The organism is Pseudomonas sp. Sample_10, assembly GCF_004321495.1.
Classification (GTDB): Bacteria; Pseudomonadota; Gammaproteobacteria; order Pseudomonadales; family Pseudomonadaceae; genus Aquipseudomonas.
Map to the genome: position 1 here is coordinate 17,079 of NZ_RCOE01000280.1, position 15,849 is coordinate 32,927.

The 15,849-nt window shown below is 58.4% G+C and carries 16 protein-coding genes; 3 read left to right on the top strand and 13 right to left on the bottom strand.

The features are described from left to right. The first annotated feature begins 330 nt into the window (after positions 1 to 330). Positions 331 to 1,449 carry a TIGR00730 family Rossman fold protein gene (locus D8U18_RS26725; protein ID WP_130906363.1) on the top strand — a complete coding sequence of 373 codons (1,119 nt, stop codon included), beginning with the start codon at positions 331 to 333 and terminating at the stop codon, positions 1,447 to 1,449. A 43-nt stretch (positions 1,450 to 1,492) separates the two neighbouring features. On the opposite strand, the gene recX is transcribed toward D8U18_RS26725, so the two are convergent. The 5 genes from recX to D8U18_RS26750 all read right to left on the bottom strand — a co-directional run bounded on the left by recX (position 1,493) and on the right by D8U18_RS26750 (position 4,963). Then, a complete protein-coding gene (gene recX, locus D8U18_RS26730; RefSeq protein ID WP_130906364.1) occupies positions 1,493 to 1,960 on the bottom strand; it encodes a recombination regulator RecX in 468 nt (155 codons plus the stop codon). 8 nt (positions 1,961 to 1,968) lie between these two features. Continuing rightward, positions 1,969 to 3,027 carry a recombinase RecA gene (gene recA, locus D8U18_RS26735; RefSeq protein ID WP_056856170.1) on the bottom strand — a complete coding sequence of 353 codons (1,059 nt, stop codon included), beginning with the start codon at positions 3,025 to 3,027 and terminating at the stop codon, positions 1,969 to 1,971. 83 nt (positions 3,028 to 3,110) lie between these two features. Further along, complete coding sequence (locus tag D8U18_RS26740) at positions 3,111 to 3,611, bottom strand: CinA family protein (protein WP_130906365.1); 501 nt, start codon at positions 3,609 to 3,611, stop codon at positions 3,111 to 3,113. Positions 3,612 to 3,727: 116 nt separating this feature from the next. Continuing rightward, a complete protein-coding gene (locus D8U18_RS26745; protein ID WP_056856171.1) occupies positions 3,728 to 4,069 on the bottom strand; it encodes a phage holin family protein in 342 nt (113 codons plus the stop codon). Positions 4,070 to 4,228: 159 nt separating this feature from the next. Then, positions 4,229 to 4,963: an XRE family transcriptional regulator gene (locus D8U18_RS26750; protein ID WP_056856311.1), complete on the bottom strand. Its 735-nt coding sequence runs from the start codon at positions 4,961 to 4,963 to the stop codon at positions 4,229 to 4,231. A 210-nt stretch (positions 4,964 to 5,173) separates the two neighbouring features. Here D8U18_RS26750 and mutS point away from each other — a divergent pair, with 210 nt between their 5' ends. Both mutS and fdxA read left to right on the top strand, forming a co-directional pair. After that, complete coding sequence (gene mutS, locus D8U18_RS26755; RefSeq protein ID WP_131109037.1) at positions 5,174 to 7,753, top strand: DNA mismatch repair protein MutS; 2,580 nt, start codon at positions 5,174 to 5,176, stop codon at positions 7,751 to 7,753. 141 nt (positions 7,754 to 7,894) lie between these two features. Then, complete coding sequence (fdxA, locus tag D8U18_RS26760; RefSeq protein WP_056856222.1) at positions 7,895 to 8,218, top strand: ferredoxin FdxA; 324 nt, start codon at positions 7,895 to 7,897, stop codon at positions 8,216 to 8,218. Positions 8,219 to 8,700: 482 nt separating this feature from the next. On the opposite strand, the gene rpoS is transcribed toward fdxA, so the two are convergent. The 8 genes from rpoS to D8U18_RS26800 all read right to left on the bottom strand — a co-directional run bounded on the left by rpoS (position 8,701) and on the right by D8U18_RS26800 (position 15,835). After that, positions 8,701 to 9,708, bottom strand: coding sequence for an RNA polymerase sigma factor RpoS (gene rpoS, locus D8U18_RS26765; protein WP_056856224.1), 1,008 nt, complete (start codon positions 9,706 to 9,708; stop codon positions 8,701 to 8,703). Between the two features lie 104 nt (positions 9,709 to 9,812). Then, positions 9,813 to 10,670, bottom strand: a complete 858-nt coding sequence (locus tag D8U18_RS26770; RefSeq protein WP_056856225.1) for a peptidoglycan DD-metalloendopeptidase family protein — start codon at positions 10,668 to 10,670, stop codon at positions 9,813 to 9,815. A 211-nt stretch (positions 10,671 to 10,881) separates the two neighbouring features. Continuing rightward, the gene (locus tag D8U18_RS26775) at positions 10,882 to 11,517 is read right to left on the bottom strand and encodes a protein-L-isoaspartate(D-aspartate) O-methyltransferase (RefSeq protein WP_177336601.1); all 636 of its coding nucleotides are present in this window, start codon (positions 11,515 to 11,517) and stop codon (positions 10,882 to 10,884) included. Between the two features lie 41 nt (positions 11,518 to 11,558). Continuing rightward, on the bottom strand, positions 11,559 to 12,308 hold the full coding sequence (gene surE / locus D8U18_RS26780; RefSeq protein WP_056856227.1) for a 5'/3'-nucleotidase SurE: 750 nt from the start codon (positions 12,306 to 12,308) through the stop codon (positions 11,559 to 11,561). Then, on the bottom strand, positions 12,296 to 13,354 hold the full coding sequence (gene truD, locus D8U18_RS26785) for a tRNA pseudouridine(13) synthase TruD (RefSeq protein WP_056856228.1): 1,059 nt from the start codon (positions 13,352 to 13,354) through the stop codon (positions 12,296 to 12,298). Before truD ends, surE begins: the two co-directional genes overlap by 13 nt. Then, a complete protein-coding gene (gene ispF, locus D8U18_RS26790; RefSeq protein ID WP_020795989.1) occupies positions 13,351 to 13,824 on the bottom strand; it encodes a 2-C-methyl-D-erythritol 2,4-cyclodiphosphate synthase in 474 nt (157 codons plus the stop codon). The genes truD and ispF overlap by 4 nt, the downstream gene beginning before the upstream one ends. A 41-nt stretch (positions 13,825 to 13,865) precedes the next feature. Further along, a complete protein-coding gene (fghA, locus tag D8U18_RS26795; RefSeq protein WP_056856229.1) occupies positions 13,866 to 14,714 on the bottom strand; it encodes an S-formylglutathione hydrolase in 849 nt (282 codons plus the stop codon). An 8-nt stretch (positions 14,715 to 14,722) separates the two neighbouring features. Further along, positions 14,723 to 15,835 carry an S-(hydroxymethyl)glutathione dehydrogenase/class III alcohol dehydrogenase gene (locus tag D8U18_RS26800; RefSeq protein WP_131109039.1) on the bottom strand — a complete coding sequence of 371 codons (1,113 nt, stop codon included), beginning with the start codon at positions 15,833 to 15,835 and terminating at the stop codon, positions 14,723 to 14,725. Positions 15,836 to 15,849: the final 14 nt, after the last annotated feature.

Below are 15,849 nucleotides of genomic sequence, written 5' to 3' on the forward strand. Positions count from 1 at the left end.
GAAACCACCTTGCAAATCATCAATAAGCGGTTGCCAGGCAAGACTTTGCGGCGCAATGATCAATGCAGCGAAAATCACCGCGAAGGTCTAGATTCTACTTATCCACACTCACTTGTCAGGGCAGGAAAAGGGGCCGCCCGTTACGTATTGTGTTGTGCGAACGTTTCTTTCATCCAAGGGACAAACAGAGCCTGTTTGGATGGCCCGGTGACTTTCGGGCCAAGTGGATCGCCCAGGCACGGGCCTGGGGCAGACAGCGACACATGAAGTGTCGTGGCATCGACGATTGCGTAGTCGCCGCCGTGGGCTCTGTGCAGAAGGAGAAGTTGAATGCCTTACCAACCGAATGACCTCCTGAGCCGTCATTTTGAAGAAAGCGGCCACGACCTCATCAGCAAGGTCGAAGAGCAACTCAGCCTTGTTTCCCCCAACAGCCCGAACATCCCAATCTACCGCGACATGATCCTGACCGTGCTGCGCATGGCCCAGGAAGACCACAATCGCTGGAATGCCAAGATCACACTGCAAGCCTTGCGCGAACTGGAACAAGCCTTTCGCGTGCTGGAACAGTTCAAGGGCCGGCGCAAGGTCACGGTCTTCGGTTCTGCCCGCACGCCCATCGAACACCCGCTATATGGTCTCGCCCGAGAACTCGGTGCCACCCTGGCGCGCTCGGACATGATGGTGATCACCGGCGCAGGTGGAGGCATCATGGCCGCCGCTCACGAAGGCGCCGGCCTCGCACACAGCCTGGGATTCAACATCACCCTGCCCTTCGAACAGCATGCCAACCCCACTGTTCAGGGCACAACCAACCTGCTGCCCTTCCACTTTTTCTTCACGCGCAAGTTGTTCTTCGTCAAGGAAGCCGACGCTCTTGTCCTGTGCCCAGGTGGTTTTGGCACGCTGGATGAAGCGCTGGAAGTGTTGACGCTGATCCAGACCGGCAAAAGCCCGCTGGTCCCCGTGGTACTGCTGGACGCGCCGGGCGGCAAGTTCTGGCATGCAGCGCTGGAGTTCATCCAGCAACAACTGGAGGAAAACCGTTACATCCTGCCGACCGACATGAATCTGGTGAAACTGGTCTACACCGCCGAGGAAGCCGTGGAGCACATCAACCAGTTCTACAGCAACTTCCACTCCAGTCGCTGGCTCAAGCATCAGTTCGTGATCCGCATGAACCATACGCTCAGTGAGCGCGCCCTCGAACATATGCAGAAGGCATTCGCTGATCTGTGCCTGAGCGATCACTTCCATCAGCATGCGTACAGTGGCGAGGAACACGACGAAGTACAGTTCAGCCACCTGGCGCGCCTGGCCTTCACCTTCAACGCACGTGATCACGGTCGGTTGCGAGCGCTGGTGGACTACATCAACCTGCCGGAAAACTGGGCACAATCCCAACCTCAGGCACAACAACGTACACGAACGCCGTCCAAGATCACGTAATGCAAAAAAAACGGCCCGCTATCGAAATAGCGAGCCGTTTCAGTTAATCGTCCATCCCTCGGCCGCTGAACAAGCGGCTGATCATCTCCATGGAAAATCCCCTGTACGCCAGGAACCTGCCCTGCTTGGCTCGTTCCCGCGCGTCGATCGGTAACTGCCCGGAGAACTTGCGCCGCCAGGTGTCTGCCAGTTGCTCCTGCCAATCGATGCCACTCTCGCGCAAGGCCAGTTCGATATCGCTGCGTTGCAGACCACGCTGGCTCAATTCTTCACGAATCCGTAAAGGGCCATATCCGGAACGGGCACGGTAGGAAACAAAACTCTCGAGGTAACGGGATTCGGATAACAAACCCTCTTCCGTCAGCCGGTCGAGCGCTGTATCGATCATTTCAGGGAGGGCGCCGCGCTGACGCAGTTTACGCGCCAGCTCAACCCGACCGTGCTCGCGTCGTGCGAGCAGGTCCATTGCGGTTCGCCGCACCGCGACGAGTGTATCGAGTACGGCGGTCATCGGATCAATCAGATATCAGCGTCAGCCAGATCGTCTTCGGTCTCTTTGACCGCAGAAGCCTTGGCGTCCGCTACCGACGCCGGGGACAGCAACTTGTCACGCAGTTGCTTCTCGAGCGTTGCGGCGACGTCCGGGTTATCCGCCAGGTATTTGGCCGAGTTGGCTTTGCCCTGACCGATCTTGGTGCCGTTATAGGCATACCAGGCACCGGACTTCTCGACGAAACCGTGCAGCACGCCGAGGTCGATCATCTCACCGTTGAGGTAGATACCCTTGCCGTAAAGAATCTGGAACTCGGCCTGACGGAACGGCGAAGCTACTTTGTTCTTCACAACCTTGACGCGGGTTTCACTACCGACGACTTCATCACCTTCTTTCACCGCACCCGTGCGACGGATGTCCAGACGTACCGATGCGTAGAACTTCAGTGCGTTACCACCGGTGGTGGTTTCCGGGCTGCCGAACATCACGCCGATTTTCATACGGATCTGGTTGATGAAGATCACCAGGCAGTTGGCGTTCTTGATGTTGCCGGTGATTTTACGCAGCGCCTGGGACATCAGACGGGCTTGCAGGCCCACGTGCATGTCACCCATTTCGCCTTCGATTTCAGCCTTCGGCACCAGTGCCGCCACGGAGTCAACGATGATCACGTCAACCGCGTTGGAGCGCACCAGCATGTCGGTGATTTCCAGGGCTTGCTCACCGGTGTCTGGCTGGGAAACCAGCAGATCATCGACGTTGACGCCCAGCTTGCCGGCGTACTCAGGGTCGAGGGCGTGTTCGGCGTCGACGAATGCGCAGGTCGCGCCGGCTTTTTGAGCCTGGGCGATCACGGACAAGGTCAGCGTGGTTTTACCGGAAGATTCAGGACCGTAGATTTCAACAATACGGCCTTTTGGCAGACCGCCGATGCCGAGAGCGATGTCCAGACCCAGAGAGCCAGTAGAGATGGCCGGGATCGCCTGACGGTCCTGATCGCCCATACGCATTACGGCACCCTTGCCGAATTGACGTTCGATCTGACCCAGGGCCGCAGCCAAGGCTTTCTTCTTGTTGTCGTCCATTAAAGTCCTCACGTAATCAATAAGGCCTGACGGCCAACACCTGTATAAGTAGCCAGTATTATTCCACAGCGATTCCGGATCGCCTACCCCTGATTTGAGATTTCTGCCTTGGTGTAGCGCAGCAGCCCCTCTAGTGCGGCCTTTACCGTTTGTCGGCGGACCTCGTCACGGTCACCGGCAAAGTGCTGCACTTCACTGAATACCCGTTCGCCAACGCCCCAGGCCAACCATACCGTGCCCACCGGCTTGCTTTTCGAACCACCATCAGGCCCGGCAATGCCGCTGACCGCCACGGAAAAAAACGCACGGCTTTTTTCCTGCGCACCTTTGGCCATCGCCTCGACCACCTCGCGACTGACCGCCCCCACCGAAGTGAACAACTCCACCGGGACGTTCAATTGCAGGTTCTTCTGCAGATTGGAGTAGGTGACATAACCGGCCTCGAACCATGCCGAACTGCCGGGAATCCGGGTGATCGCCTCGGCGATCCCGCCACCGGTACATGACTCGGCGGTGGACACATGGGCATTTAGAAGCTGCAACTGCCTGCCAAGGTCATCGGCCAGTTGGGTGATTGCTTTCACGGTCATCTCCTGATCGGGCGGAATGAGACTAACCGTACACCAGCCCATCGCACTTGCAAGTTATCGGGACGATCAATGTGTAAGGGATGAATGCCGGTGCCTGGTTTAGCTGCTAATCAGTCCTCAGCTTCATCGGGCAGGACATCGCGCACGCCCAGCCTTTTGGCCACCCAGCGTTCATAAAGCCCCAAAACCACGTCCGTCCCGGCCATCGCTGTCAGGCACCCACCTGCGCATACGGCCCAAATCGAAACATTGGCAGCGTGCAGCAGCATGATCGCCGAAGCACCGCAGACCACGCTGGAGCCAGACCGCATGATCAGACGCCGGAGAAGAGGTCTGCCAGTAACCCCTTCTTTATCAGCGCGCCACATTTCGCCGACGATTCCGCCAACCAGAGGCAGGGTGATGAATAGCCAGAGAGGCATGTCCAACAACGCATAATGCTCCGTGGTCATTTCACGCCTCCTTGGATGACAGCCCACCAAATGAGCAAGAAGAATATGCATTTATGCATAGACAGTCAATGCATCAATGCATGAATCGCGATCACCCCCATGCATTCGACAGACAAAAAAACCGCTCAAATGAGCGGTTTTATCGGACTGTCAAACGGACTAACGGGCGTACATACCCCACCAGAAAACATGACCCAGAATGACAATCTGCTCTTCCTGCATTTCCTGGAAGGTGTAGTCCTCGTCCGGGTGTTCATCGCGATTGAAGCTGCGCAGGCGAATCCCGGTGGGCAGGCGATAAAGCTGTTTTACCCGTAGCTGGCCGTTATGGTTGATTGCATAAAGGTCGCCATCGATGATGTCGCCAATTCCGCATTTGCCGGCATTGACCCCGACCGTGGCACCGTCACGCAGCACTGGCAGCATGCTGTTGCCACGCACGGTCACGCATTTGGCCTGGTCGAACTGCACACCGTTATGGCGCAAGCTGCGTTTGCCAAAGCGCAGGCTGGAGCGCTCGCTTTCTTCGATGACGAATCTTCCTGATCCCGCAGCCAATTCAACCTCGCGAAGAAACGGCACCGACACCTCGTCATCATCGACGGGGGTATCGTCGTCCCACAGGCTTATATCCTTGAGTTCCGAATGCAGTACATCGCGTCCACCAGCGGCAAGCGGCGCGACTTCGACGCGGCCACGCAATTGGTCAGTACTGACGGCGAAGTACTCGGCGATCTTCGAAATGTGTTTATCCGACGGGTCAACGATCTTGCCGCTGAGAATCCGCGAAAGTGTGGATTGAGGCACGCCGGTACGCCGGTGAAGCTCCGTGGGGGAGATCCCGTGCTGATCGAGCAGCGCTCTTAATACGGTAGAAACATTGCGTTTTTGCATAACGCGCATAGTGCTTGTTCTATTCGCGAGAGGCAAATGCAGAATTGCATTAATGACGCATAAACAGCGCGTAAACCAACAGAAACAGACCACGTGGCGTTCGTGCCTGCGTCCGGCAGACCGCCCATGTTAATCTTGCGCCCATTGCGGAAAAGCCGGGCCAATGCCCCACTTTTGCCCCACACCTTTCGACGAGTTTTCCGATCCCCAATGAATAAAGCACTCTCCGACCTGTCCTCCCACACGCCGATGATGCAGCAGTACTGGCGCCTGAAAAACCAGCACCCGGACCAATTGATGTTCTACCGCATGGGTGACTTCTACGAGATCTTCTATGAAGACGCGAAGAAGGCCGCCAAGTTGCTGGACATCACCCTGACCGCTCGCGGCCAGTCGGCCGGGCAGGCGATTCCGATGTGCGGGATTCCTTACCATGCCGCCGAAGGTTATCTGGCGAAACTGGTGAAGCTTGGCGAGTCGGTGGTGATCTGCGAGCAGGTCGGAGACCCGGCCACCAGCAAGGGACCGGTAGAGCGTCAGGTGGTGCGGATCATTACGCCGGGGACGGTGAGCGATGAAGCGCTGCTGGACGAGCGTCGTGACAACCTGATCGCAGCCGTGCTGGGCGATGAGCGCCTGTTCGGCCTGGCGGTGCTGGATATCACCAGCGGCAATTTCAGCGTGCTGGAAATCAAGGGCTGGGAAAATCTGTTGGCGGAACTGGAGCGGGTCAATCCGGTGGAGCTGTTGATTCCGGACGACTGGCCAAAAGACCTGCCGGCGGAAAAACGCCGTGGGGTTCGTCGTCGTGCGCCGTGGGATTTCGAACGCGACTCGGCGCTGAAAAGTCTTTGCCAGCAGTTTTCCACCCAGGACCTCAAAGGTTTCGGCTGCGAAAACCTGACCCTGGCCATCGGTGCCGCCGGTTGTCTGTTGGCCTATGCCAAAGAAACCCAGCGCACCGCACTGCCCCACTTGCGCAGCCTGCGCCACGAGCGTCTGGACGATACCGTGGTGCTGGACGGTGCAAGTCGGCGCAACCTGGAGTTGGACACCAACCTGGCGGGCGGTCGCGACAATACGCTGCAATCGGTGGTCGATCGTTGCCAGACCGCCATGGGCAGCCGCTTGCTGACCCGCTGGTTGAACCGCCCATTGCGCGACCTGACGGTTTTGCTGGCACGTCAGACCTCGATCACCTGCCTGCTCGACGGCTACCGTTTCGAAAAGCTGCAACCGCAGCTCAAGGAAATCGGCGACATCGAGCGGATTCTCGCCCGAATCGGCTTGCGCAACGCGCGCCCGCGAGACCTTGCGCGCCTGCGCGATGCCCTCGGTGCACTGCCGGCGCTGCAAGTGGCAATGACCGAACTTGAAGCCCCGCACCTGCAGCAACTGGCGACGATCACCAGCACCTACCCGGAACTGGCCGCGCTGCTGGACAAAGCCATTATCGATAACCCGCCTGCGGTGATCCGAGATGGCGGCGTGCTGAAGACCGGTTACGACAGTGAACTCGACGAGCTGCAATCGCTCAGTGAAAACGCCGGACAATTCCTGATCGACCTCGAAGCCCGCGAAAAGGCCCGCACCGGCCTGTCGCACCTCAAGGTCGGCTATAACCGCATTCACGGTTATTTCATCGAGTTGCCGAGCAAGCAGGCTGAATCGGCACCGGCCGACTACATCCGTCGTCAGACCCTCAAGGGTGCCGAGCGCTTTATCACGCCGGAACTCAAGGCTTTCGAAGACAAGGCACTGTCGGCCAAGAGCCGTGCCCTGGCTCGTGAAAAAATGCTCTACGAAGCCTTGCTCGAAGACCTGATCTCGCAATTGCCACCCTTGCAAGACACCGCCGGCGCCCTGGCCGAGCTGGACGTTTTGAGCAACCTGGCCGAGCGTGCCTTGAACCTCGACCTGAACTGCCCGCGGTTCGTCAGCGAGCCGTGCATGCGCATCACCCAGGGTCGTCATCCGGTGGTCGAGCAGGTTCTGACCACACCGTTCGTGGCCAACGATCTGAGCCTCGACGACAACACGCGCATGCTGGTGATCACCGGTCCGAACATGGGCGGTAAATCCACTTACATGCGCCAGACGGCGTTGATCGTACTGCTGGCGCATATCGGCAGCTTCGTGCCGGCGGCCAGTTGCGAACTGTCGCTGGTCGACCGCATCTTCACCCGGATCGGTTCCAGCGATGACCTGGCCGGTGGCCGCTCGACCTTCATGGTCGAAATGAGCGAGACCGCCAACATCCTGCATAACGCCACCGAGCGCAGCCTGGTGCTGATGGACGAAGTCGGACGCGGCACCAGTACTTTCGACGGTTTGTCCCTGGCCTGGGCCGCCGCCGAGCGTCTCGCGCATTTGCGTGCCTATACGTTGTTCGCCACCCACTACTTCGAGCTGACCGTCCTGCCGGAAGCGCAACCGCTGGTGGCCAACGTGCACCTCAATGCCACCGAGCACAACGAACGCATCGTCTTCCTGCACCACGTGCTGCCGGGGCCTGCGAGCCAGAGCTACGGTCTGGCCGTGGCACAGTTGGCTGGTGTGCCCAGCGAAGTGATCGTCCGCGCCCTCGAGCATCTGAGCCGACTCGAAGACACCGCCCTGCCCCATGAAGCGCCGAAACCTGTCAAAGGCAAACCGGCTGCGCCGCAGCAGAGCGACATGTTCGCCAGCCTGCCGCACCCAGTGCTGGATGAACTGGCCAAACTCGATCTGGACGACATGACGCCACGTCGTGCACTCGAAATGCTCTATACACTAAAGACACGGATCTAACGCATAGCCTTGCAAGCTGTTAGAATCTCGCGCGGTTTGGGATGCTGCACGCTATAGCCTGGCCTGCAGACTATCGCTCCCAAACCTTGCGACCCCCACGTGAAGGGGCGCAGCAAGCCGCGCCTGAGGAGAAAATTAGAAATGACCTTCGTCGTCACCGACAACTGCATCAAGTGCAAGTACACCGACTGCGTAGAAGTCTGTCCGGTGGACTGCTTTTACGAAGGCCCGAACTTCCTGGTGATTCACCCGGATGAGTGCATCGACTGCGCACTGTGCGAACCTGAATGCCCTGCCGTGGCCATCTTCTCCGAAGATGAAGTGCCTGCCGGTATGGAAAACTTCATTGCGCTGAACATGGAATTGGCCGAAGTCTGGCCAAATATCACCGAACGCAAAGATCCGCTGCCAGATTCCGCTGACTGGGATGGCAAGCCGGGCAAGCTCGAACACCTCGAACGCTGATTACCCCCGCGTTCCCAAAAAAGGCCCCACAAGGGCCTTTTTGCTTTTCTGCAGGCAAAAAAAGGGGCGGTTTGACCCGCCCATTTTTTTCCTTATTCCCTGTGTTCCCTTTCATCGTCCTGATGAATCGCGTCCTGCGATGTCCATTCCCCTCGTCCTTGAAGGGCGTGTCTGTCCGTCGACACAACCCCGATACTAGAGCGTTCCTCGCCAAGAGCAATGGCCCTTCTGCGCTGGAATTCCCTGTCATATTCCGTCAACTTAAAAATAATCCATTTATTATCAACACGATAACCAGGCATGAAGACAATCATGGCTGTCTGGCGCGGTGTAAAAAAACTGAACACTTACGCAAGAGTAAGCAAAGACTTACATCACCAGACGACAAACCTGCGGTATTACCCTCCTCACTGAAATTGGAATATCCAGATAACAAAAAGCCCCGAACATTCGGGGCTTTTGGTTATCTGCACGGGAAGCGCTTATTGGAACAGCGACTCACTGGAAAGGCCGTTTTTCTCCAGGATTTCCCGCAGACGCTTCAGGCCTTCAACCTGAATCTGTCTGACCCGTTCCCGGGTCAGGCCGATTTCAAGGCCTACGTCTTCAAGGGTGCTGCTCTCGTGGCCACGCAGACCGAAGCGGCGTACCACCACTTCACGCTGCTTGTCGGTGAGTTCGGAGAGCCATTGATCGATGCTCTGGGACAGGTCGTCATCCTGCAACAGTTCACATGGATCGGTTGGACGATCATCGGTGAGAGTGTCCAGCAGGGTTTTATCCGAATCCGGCCCCAGCGAGACGTCGACCGAAGAAACCCGCTCGTTGAGACCCAGCATGCGCTTGACCTCCGCTACCGGTTTTTCCAGCAGGTTGGCGATTTCTTCGGGTGAGGGTTCATGGTCAAGTTTTTGCGTCAGCTCCCGTGCAGCCCGCAGGTACACATTGAGCTCTTTGACCACATGGATCGGCAACCGGATGGTCCGGGTCTGATTCATGATCGCGCGTTCGATGGTTTGACGAATCCACCAGGTCGCATAGGTCGAAAAGCGGAAGCCGCGTTCAGGGTCGAACTTCTCCACCGCCCGGATCAGGCCGAGGTTGCCCTCTTCGATCAGGTCCAGTAGCGACAACCCACGATTGACATAACGCCGGGCGATTTTCACCACCAGCCGCAAGTTACTTTCAATCATGCGTTTGCGCCCGGCCGGATCGCCACTTTGCGACAAGCGCGCAAAATGAACTTCCTCTTCGGGGGACAACAGGGGGGAAAAACCGATTTCATTGAGATACAGCTGCGTGGCATCAAGTGCACGCGTGTAGTCAATGTACTTGTGTTGTTTCAACGATGCGGAGTGTTTGGATTTGGCACGAACGGAAGGTGGAGCCGCCCCTTCATCATTCGACATCGAATCCGTCCCGATGCCGGTCTCCATCAGGAGAACCTCATCGTCGATGTCAAACTCCGGCACTTCTTTACTGAGAGCCATTGTTATAGTCCTTTGGTGAGTTCGACCTCAAGCTCAAGCGGCGCCTTTATCCTTGGCAACGCTGGAGCCTGTCCCCTCTACGCGACGGAACAGGCTGGTAGCGATCAACGGCGTGGCAGGAATTGCAGCGGATCTACAGGTTTACCCTGGCGGCGAATCTCAAAATGCAGTTTCACCCGGTCTGTACCCGTGGACCCCATTTCGGCAATTGTCTGTCCGACCTTGACCTGCTGCCCCTCCCGAACCAACAGCCTGCGGTTATGTCCGTAGGCACTGACGTAGGTTTCACTGTGTTTGATGATGACTAATTCGCCGTAGCCCCTTAAGCCACTCCCGGCGTATACCACCGTCCCATCAGACGCAGCTAAAACAGGCTGTCCCAAATCTCCGGCGATATCAATTCCTTTATTCAAACTACCGTTTGAAGAGAATTTTCCAATCAAAATGCCATTGGATGGCCATCCCCAGCCGGTCGGGGCTGGCCCGGCTGGAGGCAATGGAGCAGGTGTCGGCTTGTTGGCGACGGACGGTACAACCGTGGTCGTGGTCGGGGTGGAACCGTCAACCGGACGCCGAATGACCGTGGTTTTACTCGAGGACGACGGCGATGAACTGGTCGAACTCACTACCGCCGTCGGCGTTGAACCGGTACGACCGTCAAAGCGAATCGTCTGACCCGGGCGAATGGTGTAAGGCGCAGGAATGTTGTTGCGTGCCGCCAGAGCCTTGTAGTCCCACCCGTAGCGGAAGGCGATCGAGAACAGGGTGTCTTTTGGTCGAACCACGTACTGACCGGTTGTCACGGCCGGGCGCTGGGGCGCGGCATTGTTGCGATCGACAACGCGGACATCACTGGATTTGGTGCTGGAACACCCCGCCAGCAAGGTGCTCAAAACAAGGCCAGTCACCAGGCGCTGAAAGCTCGTTGTACCCATACGCTGCGCAATGACTGTGAGACTCACCCGCCGCTCCCTTTGTGGTGGCTGAAAATGTGATTTGCCGTGATCCGGCATGCTGTGTCGCCAGTATAACGGGCCGTGCAGGCTTTACCCTTATTGAAGCGATTTGGGCTTGCGCACACGTTTGCTGCTCGACAAAACAACCCGTTTAACCATTCGACGCCGCTGTAAGACAGAGGCAATCGAAGAGAATTCAGCGCATCGAAACAAATGCTCAGGCCAGTGGCCCATTGAGCAAGGGAACGAAGCGTACATTCCCCAGAACGCGCCTGGAAAAGCCCTGTTCTTCCCTGATGATCAGCAGTAATTGTTGAACCTCTCCAGAGCCGACCGGAATCACCAGACGCCCCCCGGGTGCCAGTTGGTCGAGCAAGGCCTGAGGGACATCGGTAGCCACCGCCGTCACGATGATGCCGTTGTATGGCGCCAACGCTGGCCAGCCCTCCCAGCCATCGCCCCAGCGAAACACCACGTTGCGCAGGTTCAACTCGACCAGGCGTTCCTTGGCCCGGTCCTGCAGCACCTTGATGCGCTCGACGGAAAACACCCGCTCCACCAGTTGCGACAGTACCGCCGTCTGGTAGCCGGAACCGGTGCCGATTTCCATGACCTTGTCCAAAGGTCCGGCTTCGAGCAGCAACTCGCTCATGCGAGCCACCATGTAAGGCTGGGAGATGGTCTGGTTATGGCCGATCGGCAGCGCCGTGTCCTCATAGGCCCGGTGCGCCAGTGCCTCGTCGACGAACAGGTGACGTGGCGTACGACGGATGACTTCCAGCACCTTGGCGTTGGAAACCCCTTCTTCATAAAGTCGTTGGATAAGCCGCTCGCGGGTCCGTTGCGAGGTCATGCCTATGCCGCGATGCAGCATATCGTCTTGTCCGCGAGTCATCAGCGCAGCCCCTCCAGCCAGCCATCGAGACTTCTGAAGGCATCATTGAAGGTGCGATCCAGTTGCAGTGGCGTGATGGACACGTAACCTTGCATTACCGCGTGGAAATCGGTGCCCGGACCGCCGTCTTCTGCATCTCCGGCAGCGGCGATCCAGTAACCGGACTTGCCGCGCGGGTCGACGACTTTCATCGGCGCAGCGGCGCGGGCGCGATGCCCGAGGCGGGTCAGCTGGATGCCGCGGATGTGCTCCAGTGGCAAGTTGGGAATGTTCACATTCAGTACCGTGCGCGGTGGTAGGTCGAGATCGACGTGGGCCTCGACCAGCTTGCGCGCAAAATACGCCGCCGTGGGAAGGTTATCGACCTGTCGAGAGACCAACGAAAAGGCAAACGCAGGACGCTCCAGGAAACGCCCTTCCAACGCTGCCGCCACCGTGCCGGAATACAACACATCGTCACCCAGGTTGGCGCCCAGGTTGATTCCGGAAACCACCATATCCGCTTCACGGTCCAGCAAGCCGTTGAGGCCCAGGTGCACGCAATCGGTCGGAGTGCCGTTGATGCTGATAAAACCGTTGGCCAGCGTCTGCGGGTGCAACGGCCGGTCGAGCGTCAGCGAACTGCTGGCGCCGCTTTTGTCCTGGTCCGGGGCGATAACCACGCATTCGGTGTAATCCGCCAGCGCAGCATAAAGCGCGGCGAGACCGGGTGCGGTTACCCCATCGTCGTTAGAAATCAGAATACGCATGGGCTGTCCGTCTGCCCCACCGGCACCAGATCAACAAGCTCGCGCACCAATACAGTGGCGAAGCATCCGGCCGGCAGGACGAATTCCAGTTGCAGAATGTCAGGCTCGGGATAATGCCACGTCAACCCGCCAATGGGCAGCCGCAGGATGCGACGTTCGTGGCTCATACCGGCGTTAATCAACCAATCGCGAAGATCTGCCTCGCGCGCAGCGATTGCCTGCTCCAGTTCATGGACAACGCCCGTGGCCGGCGAGTCACCTTCGCCCCACTGCGGCCCTGTCGGATGCAAGTCAAGAATCGCCAGGCGCGGGTCGCTGCACTCGGCAACACCTGCCGGAAAAAAACTGCGGCTATCGGTGAACGCCAGCAAGTCACCGACCTGTGCACGCTGCCAGGTGCCGTCGGCGACACGCGCGGCCAAGACCTGGTTGAACAGAAAACTGCGGGCCGTGGACAGCAGACGCGAACGCACGTTGCGTTGTTCCGGCAAGGCCTTGCGTGCGGCCCAGGCACGGGCGTCAACCACGTTACCGCCGTCATGCCCGAAGCGCTGCGCACCGAAATAATTGGGGATGCCCTGCCGGGTGATCAGTTGCAGGCGCTGTTCGATGGCAGCCTTGTCACCGGCGAACTGGGTAAGCCGCAGCGTGAAACCGTTGGCCGAGTGCGCACCGCGTTGCAGCTTGCGCTTGTGCCGGCTGGTCTTGAGAATTTTCAGCGTGTCGTTTTCTGCGGCCGACAGATCCGGATCGGCCTTGCCCGGCAGTTGCACGCTGAACCACTGACGCGTCAGCGCCTGGCGATCCTTGAGCCCGGCATAACTGACCGTGCGCAAAGGTACACCTGCTGCCTTGGCAATCCGTCGTGCCGCCTCTTCAGTATTCAGACCGCGCTTTTCCACCCAGATCCACAGGTGTTCGCCGTCGCCACTCAAGGGAATATCAAGGACTTCGTCGACCTGGAAATCTTCAGCGATGGCTTTCAGTACCGCGGTGCCCAGGGGCTCACCGTAGGCGCGCGGGCCAAGCAATTGCAGTTCGTTCATGCGCGCAGCAACAAGGCAACGGAATGCACGGCGATGCCTTCTTCGCGACCGACAAAGCCGAGCTTTTCGGTGGTGGTAGCTTTTACGTTCACTTGATCCAACTCAACTTGAAGATCCGCGGCAATCAGCGCACGCATCGATTCGATATGCGGAGCCATTTTCGGCGCCTGGGCGACGATGGTGTTATCGACGTTGCCAACCTTCCAGCCTTTGGCGTGGATCAGTGCGACGACATGACGCAATAGCGCACGGCTGTCGGCACCCTTGAATTGCGGGTCGGTGTCCGGGAAATGCTTGCCGATATCACCCAGCGCAGCAGCGCCGAGCAAGGCATCGCTCAAGGCGTGCAGCAGGACGTCACCGTCGGAATGAGCGAGCAGCCCGAAGCCGTGTGCAATCCGCACGCCGCCCAGAGTAATGAAATCGCCTTCAGCGAAACGGTGCACATCGTAGCCGTGGCCAATACGCATAAAAAAACGCCCCGATTTTTGTCAGGGCGTGATTCTACCTGCTATTGACCTGCTAGAGCATGCGCGTGATGCCGCAAGTGATCATCGATAAAGCTGGCGATGAAGAAATAGCTGTGGTCGTAACCGGGCTGCAGGCGCAACGTCAGTGGATGACCGGCCAGTTTGGCTGCCTGTTGCAAGGCTTGCGGCTTGAGCTGAGTGGCGAGGAAATCGTCGCGATCACCTTGGTCCACCAGCAGCGGCAGCTTCTCGTCAGCCTCGGCAATCAAGGCACAGGCATCCCATTCGCGCCATTTCGAACGGTCCTCTCCCAGATAACGGGAAAAGGCCTTCTGCCCCCACGGGCAGTCCATCGGATTGTTGATCGGCGAAAACGCCGACACTGACAGATATCGCCCCGGATTGCGCAAGGCACATACCAGCGCACCGTGACCGCCCATGGAGTGACCGCTGATGCCGCGCTTTTCGGATGCGGGGAAATGCGCCTCAACCAAAGCGGGCAATTCCTGCACAACATAGTCATGCATCCGATAGTGCCGCGACCACGGTTCCTGCGTGGCATTCAGATAAAACCCGGCACCGAGACCAAAGTCCCACGCGCCATCAGGATCCCCCGGCACATCGGGACCGCGAGGACTGGTGTCCGGCGCAACGATGATCAACCCCAGTTCGGCGGCCATGCGCAGGGCGCCGGCCTTTTGCATGAAGTTCTCGTCAGTGCAGGTCAGGCCGGACAGCCAGTACAGCACCGGCAGCTTGCCACCCTGCTCCGCTTGCGGCGGCAGGTACACGGCAAACACCATGTCACAGCCGAGCACTTCGGAGCGGTGGCGATAGCGCTTGTGCCAGCCGCCAAAACTTTTCTGGCAGGAGATATTTTCAAGGCTCATGGCAGACCTCAGAAATGGATGACAGAGCGGATGCTTTTTCCTTCATGCATCAGGTCGAAAGCCTTGTTGATATCTTCCAGGCCCATGGTGTGGGTGATGAAAGTATCCAGCGGGATCTCGCCGGTCTCAGCCATTTCCACGTAGCTTGGCAACTCGGTACGGCCACGTACGCCACCGAACGCCGAACCGCGCCAGACGCGGCCGGTGACCAATTGGAACGGACGGGTGGCGATTTCCTGACCGGCACCGGCCACACCGATGATCACCGACTCGCCCCAACCCTTGTGGCAGCATTCAAGCGCAGCACGCATCAGTTGCACATTGCCGATGCACTCGAACGAGAAGTCGACGCCGCCATCAGTCATGTCGACGATGACTTCCTGGATCGGACGGTCGAAGTCTTTCGGGTTTACACAATCGGTTGCACCCAGCTGTTTGGCGATCTCGAATTTGGCCGGGTTGATGTCGATGGCGATGATCCGCGCAGCCTTGGCTTTCACCGCACCGATGATGGCAGAAAGACCGATGCCGCCAAGGCCGAAAATGGCCACGGTATCACCGGGTTTCACCTTGGCAGTGTTGAGCACCGCACCAATACCGGTGGTGACACCGCAGCCCAGCAGGCAAACTTTTTCCAGCGGCGCTTCCTTGGCAATTTTGGCGACGGAGATTTCCGGCAGCACGGTGTACTCGGAAAACGTCGAGGTGCCCATGTAGTGGAAAATCGTTTCGCCCTTGTAGGAAAAACGCGAAGTGCCGTCAGGCATCAGGCCTTTGCCCTGGGTTGCGCGAATCGCCTGACATAGGTTGGTCTTGCCCGACAGGCAGAATTTGCACTGGCGGCATTCCGGGGTGTACAGCGGAATGACATGGTCGCCGACCGCCACGGAAGTCACACCTTCGCCGATCGCTTCGACAATCGCCCCGCCTTCGTGACCCAGAATCGACGGAAAGATGCCTTCCGGATCAGCGCCCGACAACGTGTAGGCGTCGGTATGGCAGACACCCGAGGCCACCACGCGCAGCAAGACTTCACCGGCTTTGGGCATGGCGACATCGACCTCAACGATCTCCAGAGGTTTCTTGGCCTCGAAGGCAACGGCAGCGCGCGACTTGATCATGGTGATGCTCCAGT